At 66.1% G+C, this 25,998-nt stretch carries 32 protein-coding genes and 1 pseudogene; 20 read left to right on the plus strand and 13 right to left on the minus strand.

All coding sequences use genetic code 11. The features are described from left to right. Positions 1–99: 99 nt before the first annotated feature. From IB275_RS29315 to IB275_RS29335, 5 genes are all read left to right on the plus strand, one after another. Positions 100–1,098, plus strand: a complete 999-nt coding sequence (locus IB275_RS29315; RefSeq protein WP_045215475.1) for a sulfate ABC transporter substrate-binding protein — start codon at positions 100–102, stop codon at positions 1,096–1,098. Positions 1,099–1,222: 124 nt separating this feature from the next. Then, positions 1,223–2,041, plus strand: a complete 819-nt coding sequence (cysT, locus tag IB275_RS29320) for a sulfate ABC transporter permease subunit CysT (protein ID WP_017520777.1) — start codon at positions 1,223–1,225, stop codon at positions 2,039–2,041. A gap of 10 nt (positions 2,042–2,051) precedes the next feature. Next, positions 2,052–2,924: a sulfate ABC transporter permease subunit CysW gene (gene cysW / locus IB275_RS29325; protein ID WP_192293501.1), complete on the plus strand. Its 873-nt coding sequence runs from the start codon at positions 2,052–2,054 to the stop codon at positions 2,922–2,924. A gap of 14 nt (positions 2,925–2,938) precedes the next feature. Then, the gene (locus IB275_RS29330; protein ID WP_138213714.1) at positions 2,939–3,928 is read left to right on the plus strand and encodes a sulfate/molybdate ABC transporter ATP-binding protein; all 990 of its coding nucleotides are present in this window, start codon (positions 2,939–2,941) and stop codon (positions 3,926–3,928) included. 124 nt (positions 3,929–4,052) lie between these two features. Then, a complete protein-coding gene (locus tag IB275_RS29335) occupies positions 4,053–4,802 on the plus strand; it encodes a sulfite exporter TauE/SafE family protein (protein WP_192293503.1) in 750 nt (249 codons plus the stop codon). A gap of 67 nt (positions 4,803–4,869) precedes the next feature. Here the strand turns inward: IB275_RS29335 and IB275_RS29340 are convergent, their stop codons facing one another. Beyond that, positions 4,870–5,433, minus strand: coding sequence for a TetR/AcrR family transcriptional regulator (locus IB275_RS29340; protein ID WP_192293505.1), 564 nt, complete (start codon positions 5,431–5,433; stop codon positions 4,870–4,872). A 104-nt stretch (positions 5,434–5,537) separates the two neighbouring features. On the opposite strand from IB275_RS29340, the gene IB275_RS29345 reads away from it, so the two are divergent. Together IB275_RS29345 and IB275_RS29350 are read left to right on the plus strand one after the other, a co-directional pair. Next, complete coding sequence (locus IB275_RS29345; protein WP_192293507.1) at positions 5,538–6,266, plus strand: SDR family oxidoreductase; 729 nt, start codon at positions 5,538–5,540, stop codon at positions 6,264–6,266. Between the two features lie 35 nt (positions 6,267–6,301). After that, positions 6,302–6,892, plus strand: a complete 591-nt coding sequence (locus IB275_RS29350) for a 2-hydroxychromene-2-carboxylate isomerase (RefSeq protein WP_192293509.1) — start codon at positions 6,302–6,304, stop codon at positions 6,890–6,892. A 110-nt stretch (positions 6,893–7,002) separates the two neighbouring features. Here IB275_RS29350 and IB275_RS29355 read toward each other — a convergent pair whose 3' ends face one another. Beyond that, on the minus strand, positions 7,003–7,404 hold the full coding sequence (locus tag IB275_RS29355; protein WP_081515207.1) for a hypothetical protein: 402 nt from the start codon (positions 7,402–7,404) through the stop codon (positions 7,003–7,005). A gap of 128 nt (positions 7,405–7,532) precedes the next feature. Here IB275_RS29355 and IB275_RS29360 point away from each other — a divergent pair, with 128 nt between their 5' ends. Then, entirely contained in the window at positions 7,533–8,336 is an 804-nt protein-coding gene (locus tag IB275_RS29360) for an MmyB family transcriptional regulator (protein ID WP_192293511.1), read from the plus strand. Between the two features lie 6 nt (positions 8,337–8,342). Here IB275_RS29360 and IB275_RS29365 read toward each other — a convergent pair whose 3' ends face one another. Then, the gene (locus IB275_RS29365) at positions 8,343–8,867 is read right to left on the minus strand and encodes an Mpo1 family 2-hydroxy fatty acid dioxygenase (protein WP_192293513.1); all 525 of its coding nucleotides are present in this window, start codon (positions 8,865–8,867) and stop codon (positions 8,343–8,345) included. 74 nt (positions 8,868–8,941) lie between these two features. Here IB275_RS29365 and IB275_RS29370 point away from each other — a divergent pair, with 74 nt between their 5' ends. The 3 genes from IB275_RS29370 to IB275_RS29380 all read left to right on the plus strand — a co-directional run bounded on the left by IB275_RS29370 (position 8,942) and on the right by IB275_RS29380 (position 11,389). Then, positions 8,942–9,631, plus strand: coding sequence for a Crp/Fnr family transcriptional regulator (locus tag IB275_RS29370; protein WP_192293515.1), 690 nt, complete (start codon positions 8,942–8,944; stop codon positions 9,629–9,631). 204 nt (positions 9,632–9,835) lie between these two features. Next, the gene (locus IB275_RS29375; protein WP_192293517.1) at positions 9,836–10,333 is read left to right on the plus strand and encodes an outer membrane beta-barrel protein; all 498 of its coding nucleotides are present in this window, start codon (positions 9,836–9,838) and stop codon (positions 10,331–10,333) included. A 288-nt stretch (positions 10,334–10,621) separates the two neighbouring features. Continuing rightward, positions 10,622–11,389, plus strand: a complete 768-nt coding sequence (locus IB275_RS29380; protein WP_192293518.1) for a hypothetical protein — start codon at positions 10,622–10,624, stop codon at positions 11,387–11,389. 4 nt (positions 11,390–11,393) lie between these two features. On the opposite strand, the gene ppk2 is transcribed toward IB275_RS29380, so the two are convergent. Then, a complete protein-coding gene (gene ppk2, locus IB275_RS29385; RefSeq protein WP_225601768.1) occupies positions 11,394–12,275 on the minus strand; it encodes a polyphosphate kinase 2 in 882 nt (293 codons plus the stop codon). Positions 12,276–12,516: 241 nt separating this feature from the next. Further along, on the minus strand, positions 12,517–13,482 hold the full coding sequence (locus IB275_RS29390) for a magnesium transporter CorA family protein (RefSeq protein ID WP_192293520.1): 966 nt from the start codon (positions 13,480–13,482) through the stop codon (positions 12,517–12,519). A gap of 89 nt (positions 13,483–13,571) precedes the next feature. Between IB275_RS29390 and IB275_RS29395 the strand changes: the two genes are divergently transcribed. The 3 genes from IB275_RS29395 to IB275_RS29405 all read left to right on the plus strand — a co-directional run bounded on the left by IB275_RS29395 (position 13,572) and on the right by IB275_RS29405 (position 17,110). After that, positions 13,572–13,853 carry a hypothetical protein gene (locus IB275_RS29395; protein WP_192293522.1) on the plus strand — a complete coding sequence of 94 codons (282 nt, stop codon included), beginning with the start codon at positions 13,572–13,574 and terminating at the stop codon, positions 13,851–13,853. Positions 13,854–13,934: 81 nt separating this feature from the next. Then, the gene (locus IB275_RS29400; RefSeq protein WP_081515198.1) at positions 13,935–14,168 is read left to right on the plus strand and encodes a TIGR02647 family protein; all 234 of its coding nucleotides are present in this window, start codon (positions 13,935–13,937) and stop codon (positions 14,166–14,168) included. 92 nt (positions 14,169–14,260) lie between these two features. Then, positions 14,261–17,110, plus strand: a complete 2,850-nt coding sequence (locus IB275_RS29405) for a class I adenylate cyclase (protein WP_192293524.1) — start codon at positions 14,261–14,263, stop codon at positions 17,108–17,110. Positions 17,111–17,153: 43 nt separating this feature from the next. Here the strand turns inward: IB275_RS29405 and rnk are convergent, their stop codons facing one another. From rnk to IB275_RS29425, 4 genes are all read right to left on the minus strand, one after another. Next, a complete protein-coding gene (gene rnk, locus IB275_RS29410) occupies positions 17,154–17,558 on the minus strand; it encodes a nucleoside diphosphate kinase regulator (protein ID WP_081515196.1) in 405 nt (134 codons plus the stop codon). A gap of 181 nt (positions 17,559–17,739) precedes the next feature. After that, on the minus strand, positions 17,740–17,946 hold the full coding sequence (locus IB275_RS29415) for a DUF1289 domain-containing protein (protein WP_192293526.1): 207 nt from the start codon (positions 17,944–17,946) through the stop codon (positions 17,740–17,742). Beyond that, positions 17,924–18,259: an iron donor protein CyaY gene (gene cyaY / locus IB275_RS29420; protein ID WP_024762102.1), complete on the minus strand. Its 336-nt coding sequence runs from the start codon at positions 18,257–18,259 to the stop codon at positions 17,924–17,926. The genes IB275_RS29415 and cyaY overlap by 23 nt, the downstream gene beginning before the upstream one ends. Beyond that, on the minus strand, positions 18,256–19,317 hold the full coding sequence (locus tag IB275_RS29425) for an AraC family transcriptional regulator (RefSeq protein ID WP_192293528.1): 1,062 nt from the start codon (positions 19,315–19,317) through the stop codon (positions 18,256–18,258). The genes cyaY and IB275_RS29425 overlap by 4 nt, the downstream gene beginning before the upstream one ends. Positions 19,318–19,470: 153 nt before the next feature. Here IB275_RS29425 and lptM point away from each other — a divergent pair, with 153 nt between their 5' ends. The 6 genes and pseudogenes from lptM (at position 19,471) to IB275_RS29455 (ending at position 23,119) form a co-directional block, all read left to right on the plus strand. Beyond that, positions 19,471–19,611, plus strand: coding sequence for an LPS translocon maturation chaperone LptM (gene lptM / locus IB275_RS29430; RefSeq protein WP_081515193.1), 141 nt, complete (start codon positions 19,471–19,473; stop codon positions 19,609–19,611). 145 nt (positions 19,612–19,756) lie between these two features. Further along, positions 19,757–19,933: pseudogene (locus IB275_RS29435) on the plus strand (diaminopimelate decarboxylase); the annotation flags it as partial. A 13-nt stretch (positions 19,934–19,946) separates the two neighbouring features. Further along, entirely contained in the window at positions 19,947–20,777 is an 831-nt protein-coding gene (gene dapF / locus IB275_RS29440) for a diaminopimelate epimerase (protein WP_192293530.1), read from the plus strand. 11 nt (positions 20,778–20,788) lie between these two features. Further along, the gene (locus IB275_RS29445) at positions 20,789–21,490 is read left to right on the plus strand and encodes a DUF484 family protein (RefSeq protein WP_192293532.1); all 702 of its coding nucleotides are present in this window, start codon (positions 20,789–20,791) and stop codon (positions 21,488–21,490) included. 34 nt (positions 21,491–21,524) lie between these two features. After that, positions 21,525–22,430: a tyrosine recombinase XerC gene (gene xerC / locus IB275_RS29450; RefSeq protein ID WP_192293534.1), complete on the plus strand. Its 906-nt coding sequence runs from the start codon at positions 21,525–21,527 to the stop codon at positions 22,428–22,430. Next, the gene (locus IB275_RS29455) at positions 22,427–23,119 is read left to right on the plus strand and encodes an HAD family hydrolase (RefSeq protein WP_192293536.1); all 693 of its coding nucleotides are present in this window, start codon (positions 22,427–22,429) and stop codon (positions 23,117–23,119) included. The genes xerC and IB275_RS29455 overlap by 4 nt, the downstream gene beginning before the upstream one ends. A 164-nt stretch (positions 23,120–23,283) precedes the next feature. Here IB275_RS29455 and sutA read toward each other — a convergent pair whose 3' ends face one another. The 4 genes from sutA to glnK form a co-directional block, all read right to left on the minus strand. Further along, positions 23,284–23,616, minus strand: coding sequence for a transcriptional regulator SutA (gene sutA, locus IB275_RS29460; RefSeq protein WP_045215410.1), 333 nt, complete (start codon positions 23,614–23,616; stop codon positions 23,284–23,286). 78 nt (positions 23,617–23,694) lie between these two features. Then, positions 23,695–24,120 carry a secondary thiamine-phosphate synthase enzyme YjbQ gene (locus IB275_RS29465; RefSeq protein WP_192293538.1) on the minus strand — a complete coding sequence of 142 codons (426 nt, stop codon included), beginning with the start codon at positions 24,118–24,120 and terminating at the stop codon, positions 23,695–23,697. 107 nt (positions 24,121–24,227) lie between these two features. After that, a complete protein-coding gene (locus IB275_RS29470; protein WP_192293540.1) occupies positions 24,228–25,562 on the minus strand; it encodes an ammonium transporter in 1,335 nt (444 codons plus the stop codon). Positions 25,563–25,604: 42 nt separating this feature from the next. Beyond that, positions 25,605–25,943: a P-II family nitrogen regulator gene (gene glnK / locus IB275_RS29475; RefSeq protein WP_003457590.1), complete on the minus strand. Its 339-nt coding sequence runs from the start codon at positions 25,941–25,943 to the stop codon at positions 25,605–25,607. Positions 25,944–25,998: the final 55 nt, after the last annotated feature.

Genomic DNA, 25,998 nt, shown 5'->3' on the forward strand with positions numbered 1-25,998 from the left:
CGGTACTGCAGCAGCCAGCCACGAATGCGTGGCTGAGATCGCCCCCGAAAGACCCTGCCAAACAAACATAAAGAACTGCATTTTTTTCAGGAGCTGCACATGTCCATCCGCCGTTTCGCCCTGGCCGCACTGGCCAGCGCCCTCATCGCAGGCCCCGTTTCCGCCGCGACCCAACTGCTCAACGTTTCCTACGACCCGACCCGCGAGCTGTACCAGGCTTACAACGCCGCCTTTATCAAGCACTGGAAGGCCCAGGGCGGTGACGACCTGACCGTGCAGCAATCCCACGGTGGCTCGGGCAAACAGGCCCGCGCCGTGATCGACGGCCTGAAGGCCGATGTGGTGACCCTGGCCCTGGCCGGCGACATCGACGAACTGAACAAGCTGGGCAAGCTGCTGCCCGCCGACTGGCAGGCCCGCCTGCCCGACAACAGCACCCCCTACACCTCGACCATCGTGTTCCTGGTGCGCAAGGGCAACCCCAAGGGCATCAAGGACTGGGCCGACCTGACCAAGCAGGGCGTGGAAGTCATCACCCCGAACCCGAAGACCTCCGGCGGCGCCCGCTGGAACTTCCTGGCCGCCTGGGCCTGGGCGAAGAAGGAATACGGTAGCGACGAGAAAGCCCAGGAATACGTGCAGAACCTGTACAAGCACGTGCCGGTTCTGGACACTGGCGCCCGCGGTTCGACCATCACCTTCGTCAACAACAACATTGGCGACGTACTGCTGGCCTGGGAGAACGAAGCCTTCCTGGCCAAGAAGGAACAGGGCGGCGAGAACTTCGAGATCGTCGTGCCGTCGGTGTCCATCCTGGCCGAGCCGCCGGTGGCCGTGGTCGACAAGACCGTCGACAAGAAAGGCACCCGCAAGGTCGCCGAGGAATACCTGAAGTACCTGTACAGCGAAGAAGGCCAGCGCATCGCCGCGCAGAACTTCTACCGCCCGCGTGATGCCAAGGTCGCTGCCGAGTTCGCCAACCAGTTCCCGAAACTCAACCTGGTGACCATCGACAAGGACTTCGGCGGCTGGAAAGTCGCGCAGCCCAAGTTCTTCAACGACGGCGGCATCTTCGACAAGATCTACCAGGCGCAGTGATGTACCACCCGCCCGGCCTTGCGCCGGGCGGCCCGATCCGCGCGGGCCGGTGCACAGCCTGCGCGAAAAGGAAAACCCCCGCCCCATGGCGGGGGCTCAACGCGTTCATGAGAAAGGACAGACAATGTCGCGACGCATCTCCCCGGTCATACCCGGCTTCGGGCTGACTCTGGGCTACACCCTGGTGTATCTCAGCCTGTTGGTGCTGATTCCGCTGGGGGCCATGTTCCTCAAGACGACCCAGCTCTCCTGGGATCAGTTCTGGACCATCATCACCGCGCCGCGGGTCATCGCCGCGCTGAAGCTGAGCTTCGGCACCGCGCTGATCGCCGCCCTGATCAACGGCGTGATCGGCACCCTGCTGGCCTGGGTGCTGGTGCGCTACCGCTTCCCGGGACGCAAGATCATCGACGCGATGATCGACCTGCCCTTTGCCCTGCCCACCGCCGTGGCCGGCATCGCGCTCACGGCGCTGTATGCGCCCAACGGCCTGGTCGGCCGCTTCGCCACCGAGATCGGCCTGAAGATCGCCTACACCCCACTGGGCATCACCCTGGCGCTGACCTTCGTGGTGCTGCCCTTCGTGGTGCGCACCGTGCAGCCGGTACTGGCCGATATCCCGCGTGAAGTGGAAGAAGCCGCCGCCTGCCTGGGCGCCAAGCCGCTGCAGGTGTTCCGCCATGTGCTGCTGCCGGCGCTGCTGCCGGCCTGGCTGACCGGCTTCGCCCTGGCCTTCGCCCGCGGCGTCGGCGAGTACGGCTCGGTGATCTTCATCGCCGGCAACATGCCGATGAAGACCGAGATCCTGCCGCTGCTGATCATGGTCAAGCTGGACCAGTACGACTACACCGGCGCCACTGCCATCGGCGTGCTCATGCTGGTCGTCGCCTTCGTCCTGCTGCTGCTGATCAACCTGCTGCAACGCCGCATCGAAACACCCTGAGGAGCGCGCCATGAGTACCGCAAGCCTTTCCGCCGCGGCCGCTGCCAACGCTGCTCGCCGGGGTAATGTCTGGGGCCGCCGCGCCCTGATCGCACTGGCCTGGCTGGCCTTCGCCCTGTTCCTGCTGCTGCCGCTGTTCGTGGTGCTGAGCGAGGCGCTGAAGCAGGGCTTCGGCACCTTCTTCGACGCCATCCTGGAACCCGACGCGCTGGCCGCGCTGAAGCTGACGCTGATTGCCGTGGGCATCTCAGTGCCGCTGAACCTGGTGTTCGGCGTCGCTGCCGCCTGGTGCGTGACCAAGTTCGAGTTCCCCGGCAAGAGCATCCTGGTGACCCTGATCGACCTGCCGTTCTCGGTCTCGCCGGTGATCGCCGGCCTGATCTACGTGCTGCTGTTCGGCGCCCAGGGCTACTTCGGCGAGTGGCTGTCGGACCACGACATCCAGATCGTCTTCGCCGTGCCCGGCATCGTCCTGGCCACCCTCTTCGTCACCTTCCCCTTCGTCGCCCGCGAACTGATCCCGCTGATGCAGGAACAGGGCACCCAGGAGGAAGAGGCCGCGCGCCTGCTCGGCGCCAACGGCTGGCAGATGTTCTGGCACGTGACCCTGCCGAACATCAAATGGGGCCTGATCTACGGCGTGGTGCTGTGCACCGCGCGGGCCATGGGCGAGTTCGGTGCGGTGTCGGTGGTCTCCGGGCACATCCGCGGCGTCACCAACACCCTGCCGCTGCACGTCGAAATCCTCTACAACGAATACAACCACGTCGCCGCTTTCAGCGTCGCCACCCTGCTGCTGCTGATGGCCCTGGTCATCCTGCTGCTCAAGCAGTGGAGCGAGTCGCGCCTGTCCCGCACCAAAGTCAAAGCTGACGATGAATAAGTGAGAGCCACGCCATGAGCATCGAGATCCGTAACGTCAGCAAGAACTTCAACGCCTTCAAGGCGCTGAACGACATCAACCTCGACATCCACAGCGGCGAGCTGGTCGCCCTGCTCGGCCCGTCCGGCTGCGGCAAGACCACCCTGCTGCGCATCATCGCCGGCCTGGAAACCCCGGACGTGGGCAACATCGTGTTCCACGGCGAGGACGTCTCGCAGCACGACGTGCGCGATCGCAACGTCGGCTTCGTGTTCCAGCACTACGCGCTGTTCCGCCACATGACGGTGTTCGACAACGTCGCCTTCGGCCTGCGCATGAAGCCGAAGAAGGAACGCCCGAGCGAGTCGCGCATCGCCGAGAAGGTCCACGAACTGCTCAACATGGTGCAACTGGATTGGCTCTCCGACCGCTACCCGGAGCAGCTCTCCGGCGGCCAGCGCCAGCGCATCGCCCTGGCCCGCGCGCTGGCGGTGGAGCCGAAGATCCTGCTGCTCGACGAACCCTTCGGCGCCCTCGACGCCAAGGTGCGTAAAGAGCTGCGCCGCTGGCTCGCGCGCCTGCACGAGGAGATCAACCTGACCTCCGTGTTCGTGACCCACGACCAGGAAGAAGCGATGGAAGTCGCCGACCGCATCGTGGTGATGAACAAGGGCGTGATCGAGCAGATCGGCTCCCCTGGCGAGGTCTACGAGAACCCGGCCAGCGACTTCGTCTACCACTTCCTCGGCGACTCCAACCGCCTGCACATCGGCGGTGACGAGCACGTGCTGTTCCGCCCGCACGAAATCTCGCTGTCGCGCTCCGAAGTGGCCGAGCACCGAGCCGCCGAAGTCCGCGACATCCGCCCGCTGGGCGCGATCACCCGAGTGACCCTCAAGGTCGACGGCCAGGACGAGCTGATCGAGGCCGAAGTGGTGAAAGACCACGACAGCCTGACCGGTCTGGCCCGTGGCGAGACGCTGTACTTCAAGCCGAAGGCCTACCAGCCGGTGGCGAATATCTGATGCATCCGTAGACCTGCAGGAGCGTCCCATGGACGTGATCGCGGGCATGGCCCGCTCCTGCAGGTTCGCGTCGACCCTCGATCTTCCGTATCCTGCCCCGGTCCTTTTCACGCAAGGCCCGGCCATGTTCGACGCCCTCCCCCAGCACCTCGAACTGATCATCCTCACCTTCCTCCTCGCCGGCCTGGTGAAGGGCGTGGTGGGCCTCGGCCTGCCCACGGTCGCCGTCGGGCTGCTCGGGCTGATGATGCCGCCGATGCAGGCAGCCGCGATTCTCGTCGTGCCGTCCACCGTCACCAATATCTGGCAGCTCGCCGCCGGGCCGCGCTTCCTCGGGCTGCTCAAGCGGATGTGGGGCATGCTCGTCGGCATCGTCATCGGCACCCTGGTGGTGGGCTGGCTGCTGGCCGGGCGCAACTGGCCGGCAGCCACGCCGCTGCTGGGCGTCGCACTCATCCTCTATGCATTGCTGGGACTGTCGAGCAAGCGCTTCAGCGTGGCGCCGAAACACGAGCGCTGGCTGTCGCCGCTGATCGGCGTGATCACCGGCGGCGTCACCGCCGTGACCGGCGTCTTCGTGATTCCCGCCGTGCCGTTCCTGCAGGCTCTCGGGCTGGAGAAGGACGATCTGGTGCAGGCACTGGGATTGTCCTTCACCGTCTCGACGCTGGCCCTGGCGATCACCCTCAGCCAGCACGGCTCGCTGCTGCAGGCGGACGTGCTCGGCCTGTCCCTGCTGGCCCTGTTGCCGGCACTGGCGGGCATGTACCTGGGTACCTGGCTGCGCTCGCGCATCAGCCCGCTGGCGTTCCGCCGCTGCTTCTTCGGCGGCTTGCTGCTGCTCGGTGCCGACCTCGCCATCCGCGGGCTTTAACCCGTAGGGTGCAAAACGCCTAAGGCGTTATCCGCCATCCCGGCGGATAACCCAGGGGGGCCGTTGTCTACTTTTCGTCGAGATGCCGCAGCAGGAAGTCCCGGCTCGACTCGATGATCGCCTTCTGCGTCTTCTCGCTGGCAACCATCCGCGCCACGACCAGCGCGCCGACGCATTGCGCCAGCAACGCCCAGGCGTCTTCCGGCGAACCCAGCGCCTCGGCCCACGCCTGCTGCAACTCCACCAGCGCATCCTCGGCGCTCTGCCGCACGGACTCATCGGCGCGGGCGATCTCCGCGCCCAGCGCCGGAATCGCACAACCGGCGCCAGCGTCCTGCACGTGGGTAACGCTCAGGTAGCGCTTCAGGCCGCGCTCCAGGCGCGCACGATCGAGCACCTTGCCCTTGGCCGCGAGGCGCTCGACGCTCTGCTGCAACTCGCGCTCGACGATGGCGGCGAACAGTTCGTCCTTGGAGCCAAAGTGGTTGTAGAACGCCCCGCCGGACAAGCCCACCGCCTTCATCAGTCCGTCCACCCCGCTGGTGGCGAAGCCGCCCTGCTTGGCGAGCGCGCCGCTGCTGTCGAGCAGGCGCTGGCGGGTTTCTTCCTTGTGGGTGGCTGAGTAGCGCATCGGGGCGACTCCGGTGAAGCGGTTGACGTTGGAGCCGAGAGTAACATAACGTTCGTTTACCTAACGACCGTTTACCAAATTCGCGCAACCCTGAGGAAACGAGCATGTCGAACAAGAAAGTCGTCCTGGTCATCGGCGCCGGCGATGCCACCGGCGGCGCCATCGCCCGCCGCTTCGCCCGCGAGGGCTACGTCGCCTGCGTCACCCGGCGCTCGGCCGACAAGCTGCAGCCGCTGGTGGAGCAGATCCGCGCCGAAGGCGGCGAGGCCCACGGTTTCGCCTCCGACGCGCGCAAGGAAGAGGCGGTGATCGAGCTGGTGGAAACCATCGAGCGCGACATCGGCCCCATCGAAGCCTTCGTCTTCAACATCGGCGCCAACGTGCCCTGCAGCATCCTCGAAGAGACCGCGCGCAAGTACTTCAAGATCTGGGAAATGGCCTGCTTCTCCGGCTTCCTCACCGGCCGCGAAGTGGCCAAGCGCATGGTCAAGCGCCAGCGCGGCACGATCCTCTTCACCGGCGCCACCGCCGGCCTGCGCGGCGCCTCGGGCTTCGCCGCCTTCGCCGGAGCCAAGCACGGCATCCGCGCACTGGCCCAGAGCATGGCCCGCGAGCTGGGACCGATGGGCCTGCACATCGCCCACGTTGTCGTCGATGGCGCCATCGATACCGAATTCATCCGTGAGACCTTCCCCGAGCGCTACGCGCTGAAGGACCAGGACGGCATTCTCGATCCCGAGCATATCGCCAACAGCTACTGGTACCTGCACTCCCAGCCGCGCGATGCCTGGACCTTCGAACTGGACCTGCGCCCCTGGATCGAGCGCTGGTAATCCGCCCATAACGACAACAAGAAAGAGAGCCACTCATGAGCAAGAGCGTCGAGTTCTATTTCGATTTCGGCAGCCCGACTTCCTACCTGGCGTATACCCAGCTGCCAGCGATCTGCGCCGAGGCAGGAGCCGGGCTGGTCTATCGCCCGGTGCTGCTGGGCGGCGTGTTCCAGGCCACCGGCAATGCCTCGCCCATCGCCATCCCGGCCAAGGGCCGCTACACGATGATCGACATGCTGCGCTTCGCCCGCCGCTACGGCGTGCCGCTGAAGATGAACCCGCATTTCCCGATCAACACCCTCACCCTGATGCGCGCCGCAACCGGCGTGCAGCTGCGCCAGCCGGAACGCTTCGAAGCGCTGCTGGCCTGCGTGTTCAAGGGCATGTGGGTGGACGCGCTGAACCTGGGCGACCCGGCGGTGCTCGGCCCGCTGCTGGCTGAGGCGGGCTTCGACCCGCAGGCGCTGCTGGCGCTGACCGCCGAGCAGGAAGTGAAGGATGCGCTGAAGGCCAACACCGAGGCGGCGATCAAGCGCGGGATGTTCGGTGCACCGACCATGTTCGTCGGTGACGAGATGTTCTTCGGCCAGGATCGCCTCGATTTCGTCCGCGAAGCCTTGGCATAACGCGTTCCGCATCCCGCAGCACCGTAGGGCGCATAACCTGGAACAGGTTATCCGCCGGCTCCTGTCCGGCGGATATCGCTGGCGCGTTATGCGCCCTCCTGTTGTTGCATTCACAAGGCCAGGACAGCCGACCGGCGCAGACCGAAGAACTCCAGTTCGGCCAGCAGCAGGACCACCAGCGCCTGGCCGACGACGAAGGCGTAGCCCAGGGCGGTCGGCTGCACGTAGCCGGTCACCAGCAGGGCGACGCTCTCCACCACCCACAGCGCGTTCAGGGCGATGACCGCCCAGACGCCGGTGCGCGACAGAACGCTCTGATTGCTCATCCAGTAGAGCACCAGCGCCAGCGGCAGGAGCACGATGCCGGCCACCAGCAACAGCACGAAGGGCAGGCCCAGCAGTTCGCCCAGCGGTTGCGCGGCGAGGGCCATCAGCAGGCCCATGGCGCCACCGGCGATGGCATCGACTTTCAGGGTCAGGCGAAGCAGCGGGGAGGATTGCAGCAGAGTCATGGCGAAGCTCCTTCAGGGGTCGCCACCGGTTGGCGGCGTGTGGCTGAAGAATCCGCCCGGGACGTAGGAGCGTCGATTACCTGCCAGGTAATGGCCGTTACCGGACAGCAGGTCTATCGTTCGAAGCCATGAACAGATCAGCCCACGAAAACCCGGCCCAACCAGTCGGCGCCCTGCTCCGCCAATGGCGCCAGCGCCGCCGGCTCAGCCAGCTCGACCTCGCCTGCGACGCGGAGATTTCCACGCGTCACCTGAGCTTCGTCGAAACCGGTCGCGCCCTGCCCAGCCGCGAGATGCTGCTGCATCTGGCCGAACAGCTGGACATCCCCCTGCGCGAACGCAACCGCCTGCTCAGCGCAGCCGGCTACGCCCCGGTGTACTCGGAGAAGGGCCTGGACGACCCGGCGCTGACCGTGGCCCGGCAGGCCATCGATCAGTTGCTCAAGGCCCACGAACCGAACCCGGCGATGGTGGTGGACCGCCACTGGAACCTGCTGGCTTCCAACCGCACGGTGGACATCTTCCTGATTGGCGTCGACCCCGAACTGCTGCAGCCGCCGATCAACGTGCTGCGCATGAGCCTGCACCCGAAGGGGCTGGCACCGCGCATCCTCAATCTCGGGCCGTGGAAGGCGCATGTGGTGGAGCGTTTGCAGCGCGACTTCGAAGCCAGCGGCGATCCCGCGCTGGCGGCGCTGCGCGACGAGGTAGCAGCCTATCCGGCGCCACCCTGCGACGAGGCGACCAGCGGCGACATGGTGCTGATCCCGGTGCAGCTGCAGACGGAGCTGGGCGTGTGCAGCCTGATCGGCACCATCACGGTATTCGGCACACCGGTGGACGTGACGCTGTCGGAGCTGGCCCTGGAAACCTTCTTCCCGGCCGACCCCGACAGTGCGCGAATCCTGCGCCAACTCAGCGGTACGGACTGAAGCGAATCAGGCGGTCGCCTTTTTCTCGCGGATGCAGGTGGGGCCGGCGCGCTCTTCCACGGCGTGGCGCACTTCATCGCGCAGGCCGAGCAGGAAGGCCGCTTCGGCGGCAACGAACAGCGGACCGACGATAAGCCCGGTGAGGTCATCGACGAACGCCGGCTTGCGCCCCTCGTACCAGTGGCCGACGAACTGGATGATCCAGCCCACCACGAACAGGCCGATACCCCAGGTGAGCCAGTAGGCGGTGCTGCCGGCGGCAAAGCCGGCGCCCAGCCACAGCGACAGCGCCAACAGCGCGGTCATCAGCAGGCCGAAACGCAGGTCCAGGCGCAGGTAAAAGACCACCGAGGCCAGCGCCAGCAACGTGGCGGGCGAGATCAGCAGGCCTGCCAACTCGAAGCCGGGGCGCGACAGCAGGGTGGCGATGGCCAGCACGATCATCGGAATCCCGATGAAATGGCTGACGATGTTCCGCCGGTCACGGTGGTAGGCGGCATATTGGGCAAGGTGATCGACCAGAGTTTTCATTGTTGTTCTCCCGCAAGGTACTGGCATGATGGCGATCTGTGCCTTGCCACTCTGTCAGCTAGCCGACATTGCCCATGACCGACGCCAAGCCCTACCTCGCCTGCCTGCAAGATGGCCGCTGGTTCCAGACCCTCCCCGAGGGACTGCGCCAGGCCCTGTGCGACGCCGCCGCAGTGCGCCGCCTGCCCGCCGGTCAGCGTCTGTTCGCCCGCGGCGATGCGCCCTGCGGTCTGTACTGCGTAGTGGAAGGTGCGATGCGCGTCAGCGTGGTCGGCGAGACCGGCAAGGAAGCACTGCTGGCGCTGGTGGAAGCGCCCAACTGGTTCGGCGAGATCTGCCTGTTCGACGGGCAGCCGCGCACCCATGACGCCTACGCCGAAGGTGCCACCGTGCTGCTGCAAGTGCCTCTGGCGCCACTGCAGGCGCTGCTGGCGCGGCACCCGGAGTACTGGCGCGACTTCGCCCTGCTGATGAGCCACAAGCTGCGCATCACCTTCGCCGTGCTGGAGGAGCTGTCGCTTCTGCCGGCCGCGCCGCGCCTGGCCCGGCGCCTGATGATGATCGCCGAAGGCTACGGCGAGTCAGCCACCGCCAAGCGCGAGCTGCACCTGCCGCAGGAGCAACTGGCGGCCATGCTGTCGCTGTCGCGGCAGACCACCAACCAGATCCTCAAGGAGCTGGAAGCCCAGGGCATCGTGCGCCTGAGCTACGGCGGCATCGAGATACTGGACCGCGAACGCCTGCGCCAGGCCGCCCACGCCTGACGCTCGCCGACAGCCTCCAGAACGGCAGCCTCTAGAACAAAAGCCAGACGAGTCTCGACAAGCTTCGATGGTCGCGCACGCCACCGCCCCGCTCTAATGCCCCCGCCGCTGCGCCGGAGCCGAAAAGCCCGCGCCAGAGCGGCACCCAACCCTCCGCAAGACAGCAAGGCGGCCGGCGCTCAACGCCAGCCGCAAGGGAATCCTATGCGCCTTTCGAAACTCCTCTGCGCCCTCGCCCTGACCGCTCCGGCCCTGGCGATGGCCGACGACAGCGGCCTCTACGTCGGGGGCGGCGTCACCCGCCTCGAGATCGACGACCGCTCCTTCGATGACCAGGACGACAGCTACAAGCTGTACGCCGGCTACCGCCTGAACAACTACCTGTCCCTGGAAGGCGCGGTGGTCGACTTCGGCGACATGAGCGACGGCGACAAACACTTCGACGGTCAGTCGCTGCAGGCCAACGTGCACCTGGGCTTCCCCATCGGCCAGCGCATCCGCCTGTACGGCATCGCCGGCGTACACGCCTGGCACGCCGACAACGATGCCGCCGGCAAGTCCGACGACGTGGACCCACTCTACGGCTTCGGCGGCGAAATGGACGTGATTGGCGGCCTGGGCGTGCGCCTGGAACAGGAATACCTGGACGTCGGCGATATCGACCTCGACCAGACCACCCTTTCCGCCTACTGGCGCTTCTGACGCCAGCCTGCCCCTCAAGCCCGGCGGAAGGTCCGGCTCTCTCCCCAGAGCAGTCCTCCCCCCTCCTGACCTTCCGTCGGCACCTTCACCCGTACAGAGCCTCACCCGTTCAGGGCAACCCCTTACAAAGCATCGCCCGCACCAGGCATCACCTGCACAAATCACTCTTTCGGTCGGTTGCAGCGGCTGCGTTCGCGGCTAGCCTAGGGATAGCTGCGTTTCTGGCGCCAAAAAGACACACATCCGGCGAATCGCGCGGCTCACAATAACAATAAGGACGCCTCCGCCATGCTCCGGAATCTCGATGTCGTTCGTGGGTTCATGCTGTGCTGTTTCGGACTCTTCGCCCTCGCCGCCCAGGCCAACCTTCCCAGCGAGGAACTGCAGCTGCAGACCCTGCAGGTCTATACCTGCCGCTCGATCAACAGCCTGTTGCTGCTGCGCGGCGAAGGCTTCCAGGAAGGCCACGCCGCCCAGCTGGAGAAGGACCTGGCCACGCTGGACAACGCCGTCAAGGCCTACCCCAAGGCTGACGATGCCCTGCGCAAGGCCCATGCGGAATTCGTTACCCAGATTCGCAACGGCGTTTCCTACGGCCCCAAGGAAGAAGACCTGCCCTGGCGCTACAACCAGGACCTGAGCCGCTCCCTGCGCGACCTGCTCAACCAGATCGAACGTTTCGTCCCCGCCACCGCCGACGCCAGCCAGATTCCGTTATGGGAATTGCCGGTGCGCGTCGAGTACCTCGCCACCCAGTACCTGGGGCGCGCCTATATCAGCGGCCTGGAGCTGGCCCGCGAGCAGCCGCAGGAATACCTCGGCCAGGACGAGGGCGTACTGGTGCCGCTGTTGACCCAGCGCATCGACCAGCTGCCCGACAGCGACGCGACCAAGAAACTGCGCACCCGCTGGGAGTACCTGAGCAAGGCGCTGCTGGACATGAACAGCAAGAGCAACAGCGGCGTCAGCGCTTCCGGCCGGCCCTGGGCGCCGATCATCGTCGATCGCAACGCCCGCGCGGTCTCCGGCCAGCTCATGCTGATCAGCCAGCAGTAACGCCTCAGGCCGGGAGGGCTTCCGGCTCTGGTATCTGCACCGGGACCATTGCCTGCGCCGGGCGCTCCAGCTCGTCGCGGTCCATCAGCGCGGCGCGGCCCGTCAGCAGCGCATCCGGGGCACGGGCAATCTTCGGGTTCTTGCCCGGGTAGTCCAGGCTGTGCAGGAAGTGCCGCAGACAATTGAGCCGCGCGCGCTTCTTGTCGTCGGACTTGATCACCACCCAGGGTGCGTCGGCGGTGTCAGTGTGGAAGAACATCGCCTCCTTGGCCTGGGTGTAGTCATCCCAGCGGTCCAGCGACTGAATGTCGATCGGCGACAGCTTCCAGTGCTTGAGTGGATCGTCGCGGCGCGAGACGAAGCGGCGCAGCTGCTCCTCGCGGCTCACCGAAAACCAGAACTTGAACAGGTGGATGCCATTGCGCACCAGCATGCGCTCGAGCTCCGGCGTCTGCTGCATGAACTCCAGGTACTGGCGCGGCGAGCAGAAGCCCATCACCCGTTCGACCCCGGCGCGGTTGTACCAGGAGCGGTCGAAGAAGACGATTTCACCGGCCGTGGGCAGGTGCTGGATGTAGCGCTGGAAATACCACTGGCCGCGTTCGGCGTCGCTGGGCTTCTCCAGCGCCACCACGCGGGCGCCGCGCGGGTTGAGGTGTTCGGTGAAACGCTTGATGGTGCCCCCCTTCCCGGCAGCATCGCGGCCCTCGAAGAGCAGGACGATGCGCTGGCCGGTCTCTTTCACCCAGTTCTGCACCTTCAGCAGCTCGATCTGCAGTTCAGCCTTGGCCTTCTCGTACTCCCTGCGCTGCAGGCGCTTGCGGTAGGGATAACTGGCGGGCAGCTGGGCGGAGCCAGAGTCCTCGTTGCTGCCGCGCGGGGCCATGGCGACGGTCAGCGCGACCGGGCCCTGACTCTGCGCCTGGATCTGCGCGCCGCCCTCGGTGGTCACTTCGGGCAGCGCCGCGGCGGCGGGCTTGCTGGCTTCGGGTTGCGGCAGGCTCTCCTGGGAAATGGGCTGCCGGGGCTTGGGCTGCTGGGCCATGGTCTCCTCCTGTGAGACGTGGGGACGGCCCTCCACTGTGCTACCCGTGCCGCAAGCCCTTCTTGACCCGCATCAACCCCGTCTAGAGCCAGCCTTTGTACTTGAACCAGTAATAGGGAATGATCGCCGAGATCACCATCGCCACCAGCGCCATGGGGTAGCCGGCCAGCCATTGCAGCTCCGGCATGTGCGCGAAGTTCATGCCGTACACCGTGCCCACCAGGGTCGGCGGCAGGAACAGCACGGCAGCGATGGAGAACACCTTGATGATGCTGTTCTGCTCGATGTTGATCAGGCCCAGGGTGGCGTCCAGCAGGAAGGTGATCTCCCCGGCCATCTTCGTCTGGTACTCGCTGAGCGAGCGTACATCGCGCTCCACCGACTTCATGCCCAGCTTCACCTCGTCGCTGATCCAGCCATTGCTGCCCTGGCGGAAGTACGACAGCGGCCGGCTGATGCTCAGCAGGCTCTCGTTGAGCTTTGACAGCAGCGAGTTCTTGCGCCCCAGTTGCTTGACCACTTCCTGCAGGTCGGCTTTCTCGCTGGCCGGGCCCTCGCGGAAGATGCTGCTGCCCAGGCTGTCGAGCTGCTTCTGGACGATCTCCAGCACGTCGGCGATGCGGTCCACCACGCTGTCCATCAGGGTCACGAACAGCTGGTCGCTGCGACCCTCGCAGCCGCCGCGCTGGGTGCGCGTCTCGAAGGTGCGGAAGGCCAGCAGATCGGTATAGCGCACCGTCACCAGCCAATGCGGGGTCAGCACGCAGGTGACTTCCGAGACGGTGGGATTGTGCTCGCGGATGCCGCCGACCACGCTGGTGGTCATGTACAGCGCACCATTGCTCTCGTAGAAGCGCGAGGAATCTTCGATCTCGGCCATCTCCTCGCGGGTCGGCACATCCACCGCGATGATCGACTCCAGCAACTGCTCCTCTTGCGCCGTGGGCTGGAACAGATCGATCCACAGCGTGTCCTTGGGCATGCCGTGGCACTCGCTGCCGTTGTGGCGCACCAGGCGGTCGCCGACGAGGGTGTAATAGGTGATCATGTCGCCCGACGATCCTTTTACGCACCTGAAGTTGCCCCGCAGGGTGGCCAACTTCCCGGCGCTTCACAAGCCCAGCGGAGAATCCCGAGATGAGCGAACACGATGATGGCGAAGAGGCCTTCGCCGAAGACACCCTGATCCAGGCCATCGAGAACCAGATCGAGAGCGAGAGCCCGGCAGCGGCCCGCGCGGTGTTCAACAAGCTGACCCTGGTCGGCTACGAACGCGAAGACGCCCTGCACCTGATGGCCCTGGTGCTCGCCCACGAGATCGAGGCGATGCTGGCCGAGGACCGCCCGTTCAACGGCGAGTGGTACGAACAGGCCCTGCGCGCGCTGCCGACCCTGCCCGACGGTACTGTTGCCGAATGAGACAGCGGCATAACAGCGCTTGCCGAACCGGTCTGACTTGAGACTACACTGAAGCCTCATTGACCATCGGGAGTTAGGCGAATGGCTTTCACGAAAGAAATGGTTGAGGAACTGGACCTGCTGGCGCTCTTTGACCTGGAGAACAGCCAGGCGGGATTGAAAGTCCACCACGATGCTTCCGCCGAAGCCGTGGCGGCTGCCGGCCGGCTTCACGCCAAGGGCCTGATCGACAAGCAGGACGGCGGCTATCTCACCGGCCTGGGGCTTGACGCCGCCGAGCACGCCCAAGTCCTGCTCGGCATCCTGCGCAGCTGACCTCAAGTTCCCCCGCGAGCGGGCGATAAACTGGCACACTTCCGAGCGCCGCATTCCCTGATGCGGCGCCGCTGGCCAGACAGCAGTACGCCATGACGCTCACCCCCGAGATCCGCCCGGACATCGACGACGGCATCGACCGAAAGGTGCTGACGCAGCTGCGTCAACGCTTCCTCAAGGTCAACGCCGCGCGCCTGCATCGGGCCAGCGAAGCGCTTTCCACGCGCCAGCAGCTGGTTCTCAAGCTGTTGCCGCTGCTGCTGGACGTGAACCATCCGCTGCTGCCCGGCTACGTGTCGGCCAGCACGCCCGCCGGGTTGTCGAACTTCGTCCCGGACGACGAAATCCTCGCCGAAGCCCAGCGCCTGACCCGCTCCTTCAGCTACAAGACCCGCCGTGGCAACCTGCCGCTGCCGATCCATGGGCTGTTCCTGATGGGCAGCCTGGGCACCGTCGCCCAGGCCGAGCAGAGCGACCTGGACCTTTGGGTCTGCCACGCCTCCGACCTCACCGAGCGTGAGCTGGCGGAGCTGCGCCGCAAGTGCGAGCTGCTCGAACAATGGGCCGCCACCCAGGGCGCCGAAGTGCACTGTTTCCTGGTCGACCCGCAGCACTATACCCAGGGCGCCCGCGAGGCCCGGCTGACCTCCGACGACTGCGGCACCAGCCAGCACTACCTGCTGCTGGACGAGTTCTACCGCACCGCCATCTGGCTCGGTGGCCGCACGCCGCTGTGGTGGCTGGTGCCGGTCTACGAAGAGAACCGCTACGCCGAGTACTGCCAGACACTGCTGAGCAAGCGCTTCATCCGCGCCGACGACGTCCTCGACCTCGGCCACCTGGCGCGCATCCCGCCGGGCGAGTTCATCGGCGCCGGCATGTGGCAACTGTTCAAGGGCATCGAGTCGCCCTACAAATCGGTGCTCAAGCTGCTGCTCACCGAGGTCTACGCCAGCGAACACCCGCAGGTGTCCTGCCTGAGCCTGCGCTACAAGCAGGCGATCTACGCCGGGCGCCTGGACGTGGAGGAACTGGACCCCTACGTCATGCTCTACCGCCGCCTGGAGGAGTACCTCAAGGAGCGCGGCGAGACCGAGCGCCTGGAACTGATCCGCCGCTGCCTCTACCTGAAGGTCGGCAAGAAGCTCAGCCGCCCGCCGCGCCAGGGCCACAAGAGCTGGCAGCGCAAAGTGATGGAGCGCGTCTCGGCGCCCTGGAAGTGGGACAGCCGTGCCTTCGCCCAACTCGACAGCCGCAGCCAGTGGAAGGTCCGCCAGGTGCTGCTGGAGCGCCGCGCGCTGGTCAACGAACTGACCCACAGCTACCGCTTCCTCTCGCAGTTCGCCCGCCTGCAGCACGCCGCCAGCGGCATCAACCCGCGGGACATGGGCATCCTCGGCCGGCGCCTGTATGCCGCCTTCGAGCGCAAGGCCGGCAAGGTCGAGTTCATCAACCCGGGCATCGCCCCGGACATGGCCGAAGACATCCTCACCCTTGCCCAACTGCCTGGCGGCGAGGCTGGCAAACCGCCGTACTGGGCGCTGTTCGGCGGCAACCTGTCATTGCAGGAGATGGCCGACTTCGCCCCGCTGCGCCGCGCCCGCGACCTCATGGAATTGCTCACCTGGAGCCACCGCAACGGGGTGATCGACGCCACTACGCGGCTGTCCCTGCAACCGGGCAGCAGCGACCTGACCGAGTTCGAACTGCAGAACCTGCTGGGCTGCCTGCAGCAGGCCGTTCCGCTGCCGCTCAACGAGGTGCCGGAAAGCGCCCTGCTGCGCAGCGCGGTGCCTTCGCAGGTGTTGCTGCTGGTGAATGTCGGTGTCGACCCGCTGCGCCAGCACAGCCAGATGAACGTGCACATGACCACCGAGCGCACCGACTCGCTGGGTTATTCCGGCGTGCGCGACAACCTGGTGCTGACCCTCGACCAGATCACCCTGAACAGCTGGAACGAACTGCTGGTCAGCCGTTACTCCGGGCCGCACGCGCTGCTCGACTGCCTGCGCGAATTCCTCAACAGCGTGCCCTCCGACGCTCCGCCGCCGCGCCTGCTGGTGCGCTGTTTCTGCCGCAACCGCGCCACGGCCATCGCCCAGCGTGTGGAAGACCTGTTCCGCGACGCCCATGCACAACTCGCCAGTGGCAAGGGCGGGCGCTACCTGCTGCAGGTACGCCAGCACTTCCACCTGCTGCACCTGGTGCCGGGCAGCGTCAGCCATCGGGTGATCGACGGGTTGCCGGCGCTGGTCGAGCACCTGGGTGACACCCAGGACGACAGCGGCTTCCTGCAACTGGACCGGCATGCGCTGGAGGGCGACGACCTCGCCATGATCCTGCCGCTGGGCCGGGCCAACACCGTGCAGGTGTTCTACCGCCTGGACGAAGGCAGCGCGGAAGTCACTATCCTCGACGAGCGTAACGCCCTCTGGCGGCGCCGCCAGGAATACGACACCGAGGAAGGCCTGCTGCTGCCGCTGCAGCGTTTCCTGCAATCGGTGCAGTACCGCCGCAACGCGGTGATCTCGTTACTGGAGGCGCAGGGGCCGGTGGGCGCCGACATCCTCTTCTACGAAGTGGTGACCAACGGCCACCAGCGCGCCCAACGCATCGAGCGACGCAACGCGCCACAACCGCTGGAAGCCCTGCCGTTCTACAACGTGCAGGCGATCGTCGAACCGGGCGAAGGCCAGCGCGCGCGCACCACGCTGTTCTGCAACCACCGCGAGTTCTCGGAGCTGGAGTTCGGCAGCGAGCTGTTCCAGGCCGCGGCCCGGCATATCCTCGATCGTCGGCGTGGGCAAGAGCGCTACCCCTGCTACATCACCGACCTGGACCTGTCGGCCATGCGCGAAGGCGGGGAGCTGCAGACGGTGCATTTCCTGCGTTACAAGCAGAGCCTGGAGCAGGCTCTGAATCGGGCGCTGGCCGAGGCCTGAAGGCCGGCCGGACGCCCGGAGAGGGAGGCTCCCGAAGGGGAACTCAGCGATCGAAATCGCCGGCCGCTTCGGGCTGGTATTCCACTTCCAGCAGGGTCAGCTTCAGCGTCTTGCCGCTGGGTACCGGCCAGTCGATGCTCTGGCCGGTGGTCAGGCCGAGCAGCGCAGTGCCGACCGGAGCAAGAATCGAGACCTTGCCTTCACCGCCGACGCCAGCCGGGTAGACCAGGGTCAGGTGGTATTCCTTGCCGCTGCCTTCTTCGCGGCAGCGCACGGTGGAGTTCATCGTGACCACGCCCGGCGGTATCTCGTCGTGGCCGACCACCGTGGCGCGGGCCAGCTCGGCCTCCAGCGCCTCGGCCGCGGGGCCGTACTCATCCAGGCTGTCGAGCATGCGCTCCAGACGTTGCAGGTCGAGTCGAGTCACGGTGATGGGAGTCGTGGTCATGATGGTTGGCAGTCTCCTTACAGGAGAGCCCCGGACGCTCGCGCGTTCGGGGCCCTGGGTGTTCTGGCAGTAAAGACGTTCGGGGATCGAACGTAATGAAATCCGAAAAAAGAAAAACCCCGCCCAAGGCGGGGTTTTCCCGGACACTAACACAGCACAGAAAATAAGCAACACCGACCAGTCACCACTTCGGCCGCTGGTTGTTTCGGCGCTTTTCGCAGTCCGCCAGAATCGCCAGGCGCCGCTCGCCGTCGGCCTCGTTCCACTCCAGGATCTCGCCCAGGGTGCGCCCGCAGCCGACGCAGATGTCCGCGTCGTCCAGGCAACAGCGCCGGCAGCAGGGCGAGGCGACGCTCGCCCGCGGCTCAGATGCCGGGGAAGTCGACATCCTCGCCTGCCTGCTCCAGGGTCGCGCGATTGAGCAGCGCGCCCAGCGGTTCGCGGGTGCTGTCGCAGATCCACAGCGAGCCGGATTCGTCGTAGTCGAAGTGGAAGCCGCCGGAGCGCGCCGCCACCCACAGCTGGCGCAGCGCCGGCTGGCGGCTGAGGATCAGCTGGGTGCCGTTCTCGAAGCGCACGGTCAGCACGCCGCTGGAGTTTTCCAGGTCCAGGTCCAGGTCGCTGTCGTCGAAGGCGTCCTCCACCGTTACCTGTACGGCGTCCACCAGGTCATGGAAGCGGGCTTCGCTCAAAGTGCTCATGCATCGTCCTCGGGATCAGTCAAAGGCACCAGTTTACGCCGGTATTCGCCCAGACTCTGCCCCGTCCAGCGCCGGAATGCACGGGCGAGCGAGCCGGCTTCGCTGAAGCCGAGCAGGTAGGCGATGTCGGCAGTGTCCAGCGCCGGGTCGCGCAGGTAGTGCAGCACCAGTTGCTGGCGGGTTTCATCCACCAGCTGGCTGAACGACAGGCCGGTGTCGCGCAGCCGCCGCTGCAGGGTGCGCGGGCTCAGCGCCAGGGTCTGCGACAGGCGCTCCAGATCCGCGCCCTGCTCCGGCAGTTGGCGCGCCAGCTCCAGGCGCGCGCGGTCGAGCACGGTGTCGCCCTTGTTGATTTCCACCAGCAGACGTTCGGCGTAGGCATCCAGCGTGCGCTGCACCTGGGCATCGGCCTGGCCGAGCGGTAGCGAAAGCAGGCGTCTGGGGAAGACCAGGGCGTTGTCCGGCTGATCGAACAGCACCGGGCAGCGGAAGATGCGCTCGTGCTCGCTGACATCTGCCGGGGCGCTATGGCTGAAGCGCACTTCGAACGGCACCTCGTCCACGCCGCTGACCCAATGGCCGAAACTGACCCAGCCGGCCAGCGTCTCTTCGCTCATCTGTCGTTGCTGTTGCGGCAGCAGCGGCTCCCAGCTGTGCTTCACCAGCGCCTCGCAGCCCGTGCGCGGCGGCTCGTCGGCCAGCTCGACGCGGCCCAGGTTGCCTACCAGCGAGGCATAGCGCGCCTGCCGGTGCAGGGCGTCGGAGAGGGTCGCGCAACTCATGATCAGGTAACCGAGCACGCCGTAGTAGCCGGGCCGCACCGCCTCGCCCAGGTGCAGGCCGAGGTTGTCGTCGCCGCTCAGGCGCACGCCGGCGCCCACCAGCTCCAGGTAGGCGCTGGCGGCGATGCGCTGGTCGCGCTGGGCAAGGATCGAAGGCTCCAGGTGCACCGTCGCCAGCAACTGCGCCGGGTCCACGCCCTGGCGCTGCAGATGCTCCACGAGGCCCTGCAGGTAGGCCACCGACACCGAACTGGGCAGGGGATCGCGATAGTCCATCAGGCATTCCATTTTTTGCCCGCCATCATAGGGCCACCGGCCCTTCCCGCGCGAGCCGCAAGCCCCGCCAGGCGGGAGCCCGCTTGAATAGGCAAGCCGGCGGGGGGTCGGTATACTCCGGGTCAATTGACGCTTTATTACAAGGATTCCGCCATGAAGCGACTGCTGCTTCCCTTCGTCGCGCTCGCCGTCTTCACCGCCGCGCTGGCCGGCTGTGGCCAGAAAGGCCCGCTGTACCTGCCGGACGACCAGAAGGCCAAGAGCGAGCACAGCAAGGACCGCTACGGTCTCTGAGGGCGTTCCCATGGACGCCTTCGACGTCCGCGACGGGCAACTGTTCGCGGCAGACCTGCCGTCGCCGGCAATCGCCGGGCGCTTCGGCATGCCGCAAAGCGGTAACGGCGAACTCCTCGCCCGACTCCGCAACCCCGTCCGCGAAGAAGGCGGCCTGCTGGCCGTGCGTTCGGCCGGCGCCTATGGTTTCGTCATGAATTCCAACTACAACACCCGGGGCCGCGCCGCCGAGGTGCTGGTGGATAGCTCGGCCGCGCACTGGGTGCGTCGCCACGGAACACGACCAGAGCTGTTCGCCGGCGAAAGCCTGCTGCCGGACTGAGGCCGAGACGACGATGCTTCTGCGCTTTACCAAGATGCATGGGCTGGGCAATGACTTCATGGTCCTGGACCTGGTCAGCCAGCACGCCCATGTGCAACCACGCCATGTCAAACAGTGGGGCGACCGCAACTTCGGGGTCGGCTTCGATCAGCTGCTGATCGTCGAGCCGCCGAGCACGCCGGACGCCGACTTCCGCTACCGCATCTTCAACTGCGACGGCACCGAGGTCGAACAGTGCGGCAACGGCGCGCGCTGTTTCGCCCGTTTCGTGGTCGACAAGCGCCTGACCGCAAAGAAGACCATCCGCGTGGAAACCAAGGGCGGCATGATCGAACTGACCATCGCCAACGACGGCCAGGTCATCGTCGACATGGGCCCGCCGCGCCTGCAACCCGAGCAGGTGCCGTTCCAGGCCGGTGCTGAAGCGCTGAGCTACCCCCTCGAAGTGGACGGCCAGCAATACGAGCTGGCAGCGATCTCCATGGGCAACCCGCACGGCGTGCTGCGTGTGGATGACGTGGACAGCGCTCCGGTGCGCACCCTGGGGCCGAAACTGGAAATCCACGAAAGCTTCCCGCAGAAGGCCAACATCGGCTTCCTGCAGATCGTCAATCCGCACCAGGCGCGCCTGCGCGTCTGGGAACGCGGCGCCGGCGAGACACTGGCCTGCGGCACCGGCGCCTGCGCTGCCGCCGTTGCCGGCATCCGCCAGGGCTGGCTGCAATCGCCGGTACAGATCGACCTTCCCGGCGGACGGTTGTCCATCGAGTGGGCAGGACCGGGTCAGCCCGTTATGATGACCGGGCCCGCAGTGCGGGTGTTCGAAGGCCAGGTACGTCTATAACCGGGACGCTTATGACCGATACTCCGCAGGACCCCACCGTTACGCTCGAAGCCGAACAGGTCGCCGACTATCTTCGCCGGCACCCTGAATTCTTCGTCGATCATGACGAGCTGATCCCGGAGATGCGCATTCCGCACCAGCCGGGCGACGCCGTGTCGCTGGTGGAGCGCCAGGTACGCCTGCTGCGCGAGCGCAACATCGAGATGCGCCATCGGCTGTCGCAGCTGATGGACGTGGCCCGCGACAACGACCGACTGTTCGACAAGACCCGTCGCCTGGTGCTCGACCTGCTCGATGCCACCAGCCTCGAGGAAATCGTCAGCACGGCAGAAGACAGCCTGCGCCACGAGTTCCTCGTGCCCTACGTCAGCCTGATCCTCTTCAGCGACAACAACCTGCCGGTGGGCCGTTCGGTGAGCAGCGCCGAGGCGCACCAGGCCATCGGCGGCCTGCTGTCGGGCGGCAAGACCGTCTGCGGCGTGCTGCGCCCCCACGAGCTGGCCTTCCTGTTCTGCGAAAGCGAACGCGAGCAGGTCGGCTCCGCCGCCGTGGTGCCGCTGACCTTCCAGGGCCTGCACGGCGTATTGGCGATCGGCAGCCCCGATCCGCAGCACTACAAGAGCTCGCTGGGCACGCTGTTCCTGGGCTACGTCGCCGAAGTCCTCGCGCGGACCCTGCCGCGCTTCTCCACGCCACTGCGCTCGGTACGCTGATCCCGCCGGGCCTTCACCGCTGGGAGCTGATCGCTTGTCGCTCGAAGCCGATCTGGATGCCTACCTGGAACACCTGCGCAGCGAGCGCCAGGTGTCCGTCCATACCCTCGATGGCTATCGCCGCGACCTGCTGCGCCTCGCCGCGCTCTGCGAAAAATCCTCGCTGAACGAGTGGCCCGCGCTGCAGGTGCGCGACCTGCGTATGTTCGTCGCCCGCCTGCACCAGCAGGGCCTTGCCAGCCGCAGCCTGGCGCGCCTGCTGTCGGCCACCCGCGGGCTGTACCAGTACCTGATCCGCGAAGGCCGTTGCCGGCACAACCCCGCCGACGGACTCGCCGCGCCCAAGGGCGCACGCAAGCTGCCGCGTACGCTGGATACCGACCGCACCGCGCAACTGCTCGACGGCGGCGTCGAGGACGACTTCATCGCCCGCCGCGACCAGGCACTGCTGGAGCTGTTCTATTCCTCGGGCCTGCGCCTCTCCGAACTGGTCGGCCTCGACCAGGAGTGGCTGGACCTCAAGGACGGTCTGGTGCGCGTGCACGGCAAGGGCAACAAGGTGCGCGAGCTGCCGGTCGGCCGCGCCGCGCGGCAGGCCATCGAGAACTGGCTGCCGCTGCGGGCCCTCGCCTCGCCACAGGACAACGCCGTGTTCATCGGCCGCAGCGGCAAGCGCCTGACGCCCCGCGCGGTCCAGCTGCGCGTGCGCGAAGCCGGTGTGCGCGAGCTGGGCCAGCACCTGCATCCGCACATGCTGAGGCACTCCTTCGCCAGTCATATGCTGGAGTCCTCCCAGGACCTGCGCGCAGTGCAGGAGCTGCTCGGCCACGCCGACATCGCCACCACGCAGATCTACACCCACCTGGACTTCCAGCACCTCGCCACGGTCTATGACCAGGCGCACCCACGGGCACGCCGTAAACCCGGAGCAGAAGAATGAGTATCCGTCTGGTCACCTTCGACCTCGATGACACGCTGTGGGATGTTGCCCCGGTGATGAACAGCGCGGAAGCCACCCTGCGCGACTGGCTGGCGGTGAACGCCGCGCAACTGGGGCCTGTGCCCATCGAACACCTGTGGGCGATCCGCTCGCGGCTGATGGAGCAGGACCCGATGCTCCGGCACCGCCTGAGCGAACTGCGCCGGCGCATCCTGTTCCACGCCCTGCTCGACGCGGGTTATCCACAAGCGGAGGCCAGCGACCTGGCCGAAGCCGGGTTCCAGACCTTCCTCCACGCGCGGCACCAGGTGGCGCTGTTCCCCGAGGTGCACCCGACCCTGGAGCAACTGGCCAACCGCTTCATCCTTGGCGTGCTCACCAACGGCAACGCCGACGTGCGCCGCCTGGGCCTGGCCGATTACTTCCAGTTCGCCCTGTGCGCGGAAGAACTTGGCGTCGGCAAACCCGATCCGCACCCGTTCCAGGAAGCACTCAAGCGCGGCGGCGTGGCGGCGGAACACGCCGTGCACATCGGCGACCACCCCAGCGATGACATCGCCGGCGCGCGTCGCGCGGGCATGAAGGCGATCTGGTTCAACCCGGCGCGCAAGGCATGGGACGGCGAAGAGGCGCCCAGCGCGATCATCCACAACCTGTCCGAGCTGCCCGGCGTTCTGGCAAAACTCTGACGGCTTTTCCGGGGCGAGCCTGCTCGCGAACCAGAGCTCCCGGATACCGCAGGATTCAAGCGACTCGCAAGCAAGCTCGCTCCAACAAGTCCGTTACAAACGGACATGAAAAAGCCCCGCCTCTCCTCACGGAGCGGCGGGGCTTTTTCATGTCGCGTCAGATATCAGATAGGGCGGCTGCCGTATTTGCTATCCGGCTTCTTGGGCGGGTCGGCCACGACGTTCGGCTCGATCTCCTGCACCTTGCCACCGCGAGTGAGGAATTCCTCCATCGCGCGAGCCAGTGCATCACGATCCTTCTGCTTGGCTTCGACCGAGGGCAGTTCCTCTTCTTCCGCAGCGGCCTTGGCTTTCTTGCCACCGCCCTTGGGAGAAGGGGCTTCATCCCCATCGCCGCTGTCTGCTTCGGCGTCGCTGTCGTCCGCTGCGGCGAGTTCCTCGCCATCGTCCTCGTCAGCGCCGTCCAGCTCGTCCTGTTCCAGTTCTTCGTCGCTCATTGTTCAACCTCTGTGGTGCTGCAAAGCACGTTAGTTATAGCCCAGCTGCGCGCTTTGACGAACGCCGCCGGAAAAAATTCATACAAGCTCGCCCTGCCAGGTCGCCACTATGCTGCGCGGGCCTCCGTGGTCGCGGTGCTCGCCCAGATAGATACCTTGCCAGGTGCCCATTGCCAAGCCTCCCTCCTGTATCGGCAGCGTCAGCTGACAGCCCAGCAGGCTTGACTTGAAATGCGCCGGAAGGTCGTCCGGACCTTCGTAGTCATGTTCATAGCCGCTCTCGCCCTGGGGCACCAGGCGATTGAAGAATCGCTCGAAATCGCGGCGCACCGAGGGGTCGGCATTCTCATTGACCGTCAGCGAAGCGGAGGTGTGCTGCAACAGCAGGTGCAGCAGGCCGACCCGGCACTTCGACAACTCCGGCAGCGCGGCCAGGATCTCGTCGGTGACCAGGTGGAAACCTCGCGGTCGAGGGCGCAGGGTGATGGTCTTCTGCTGCCACATGGCGGGCAATCCTTGCGTCGCTAACGGTGATGCGCGCGCATTCTAGCGTGCTGATCGAAAAAACAAAGGGCGCCCGAGGGCGCCCTTCGTCGAACTTGCGCGAACCCTTACAGGTTGTAGCCGCGCTCGTTGTGCAGGGAGAGGTCCAGACCCACGGTTTCCTCTTCCTCGGAGACGCGCAGGCCCATGACCAGGTCCAGAACCTTGAGGATCACGAAGCTGACGATACCGGTGTAGACGATGGTGAAGGCCACGCCCTTGAACTGGGTGAACAGCTGCGCGCCGATGTCGGTCACGGTGCCGAAGCCGCCCAGTGCCGGGGCTGCGAACACGCCGGTGAGCAGGGCGCCGACGATACCGCCGACAGCATGCACGCCGAAGGCGTCCAGCGAATCGTCGTAGCCGACGGCGCGCTTGAGGCTGGTGGCGGCGAAGAAGCAGATCACGCCGGCAGCCAGGCCGATCACGATGGCGCCCATCGGGCCGCAGGTACCGGCAGCCGGGGTGATGGCGACCAGGCCGGCAACCACGCCCGAAGCGATGCCCAGGGCGCTCGGCTTACCGTGGGTGATCCACTCGGCGAACATCCAGCCCAGGGCGGCGGCGGCGGTGGCGATCTGGGTTACCAGCATGGCCATGCCGGCGGTGCCGTTGGCGGCAGCGGCGGAACCGGCGTTGAAGCCGAACCAGCCGATCCACAGCAGGGCGGCGCCGATCAGGGTGTAGCCCAGGTTGTGCGGGGCCATGGCAGCGGTCGGGTAGCCCTTGCGCTTGCCGAGAACGATGCACGCCACCAGGCCAGCGATACCGGCGTTGATGTGCACCACGGTGCCGCCGGCGAAGTCCAGCACGCCCCAGTCCCACAGCAGGCCGCCGTCACCGCTCCAGACCATGTGGGCAATCGGTGCATAGACCAGGGTGAACCACAGCGCGGTGAAGATCAGCATGGCCGAGAACTTCATGCGCTCGGCGAAGGCGCCGACGATCAGGGCCGGCGTGATGATCGCGAAGGTCATCTGGAACATCACGAAGACGCTCTCAGGGAACAGCGCGGCGGCGGACGTCAGGCCGCTGGTGGTCAGGCCGCTGAGGAAGGCCTTGTCCAGCCCGCCGACGAAGGAAGCGAAGTTGACCACGCCCTTTTCCATACCGATGGTATCGAAGGCCAGGCTGTAGCCGTAGACGACCCAGAGGATGCTGATCAGCGCGGTGATCGCAAAGCACTGCATCATGATCGACAGGACGTTCTTGGCGCGCACCATGCCGCCATAGAACAGCGCCAGGCCAGGGATGGTCATCAGCAGCACCAGGGCGCTGGAAATCAGCATCCAGGCGGTGTCACCGCTGTTCAGGACGGGGGCCGCAGCCTCGTCGGCCAAGGCCAGACCGGGCATTGCGAGGGGCAATAGGGCGCCTAGCCCTGCGTATTTGCGCAGAGTCATTGTTGTTTCTCCTGGGGCGTGGGGGTTCGGTGTGGGCTTGGCTTAGATCGCGTCGGTGCCGGTTTCGCCGGTACGGATACGAATGGCCTGTTCCAGATTTACGACAAAGATCTTGCCGTCACCGATCTTCCCGGTGTTGGCGGCCTTGGTGATGGCTTCGATAACACGATCCAGCTGGTCATCGGCGATGGCGACGTCGATCTTCACCTTCGGCAGGAAATCGACAACGTATTCCGCGCCACGGTACAGCTCGGTGTGACCCTTCTGCCGGCCGAAGCCTTTGACTTCGGTCACAGTGATGCCCTGCACGCCGATCTCGGACAGCGACTCACGAACGTCGTCCAGCTTGAACGGCTTGATGATGGCTGTGACTAGCTTCATGTAACTCTCTCCCGTGTTTTGGTGGACCCGCCCCAGGAAGAACGAACCCGGAGAC

Origin of the sequence: Pseudomonas sp. PDM21, assembly GCF_014852505.2 — a bacterium.
Classification (GTDB): Bacteria; Pseudomonadota; Gammaproteobacteria; order Pseudomonadales; family Pseudomonadaceae; genus Pseudomonas.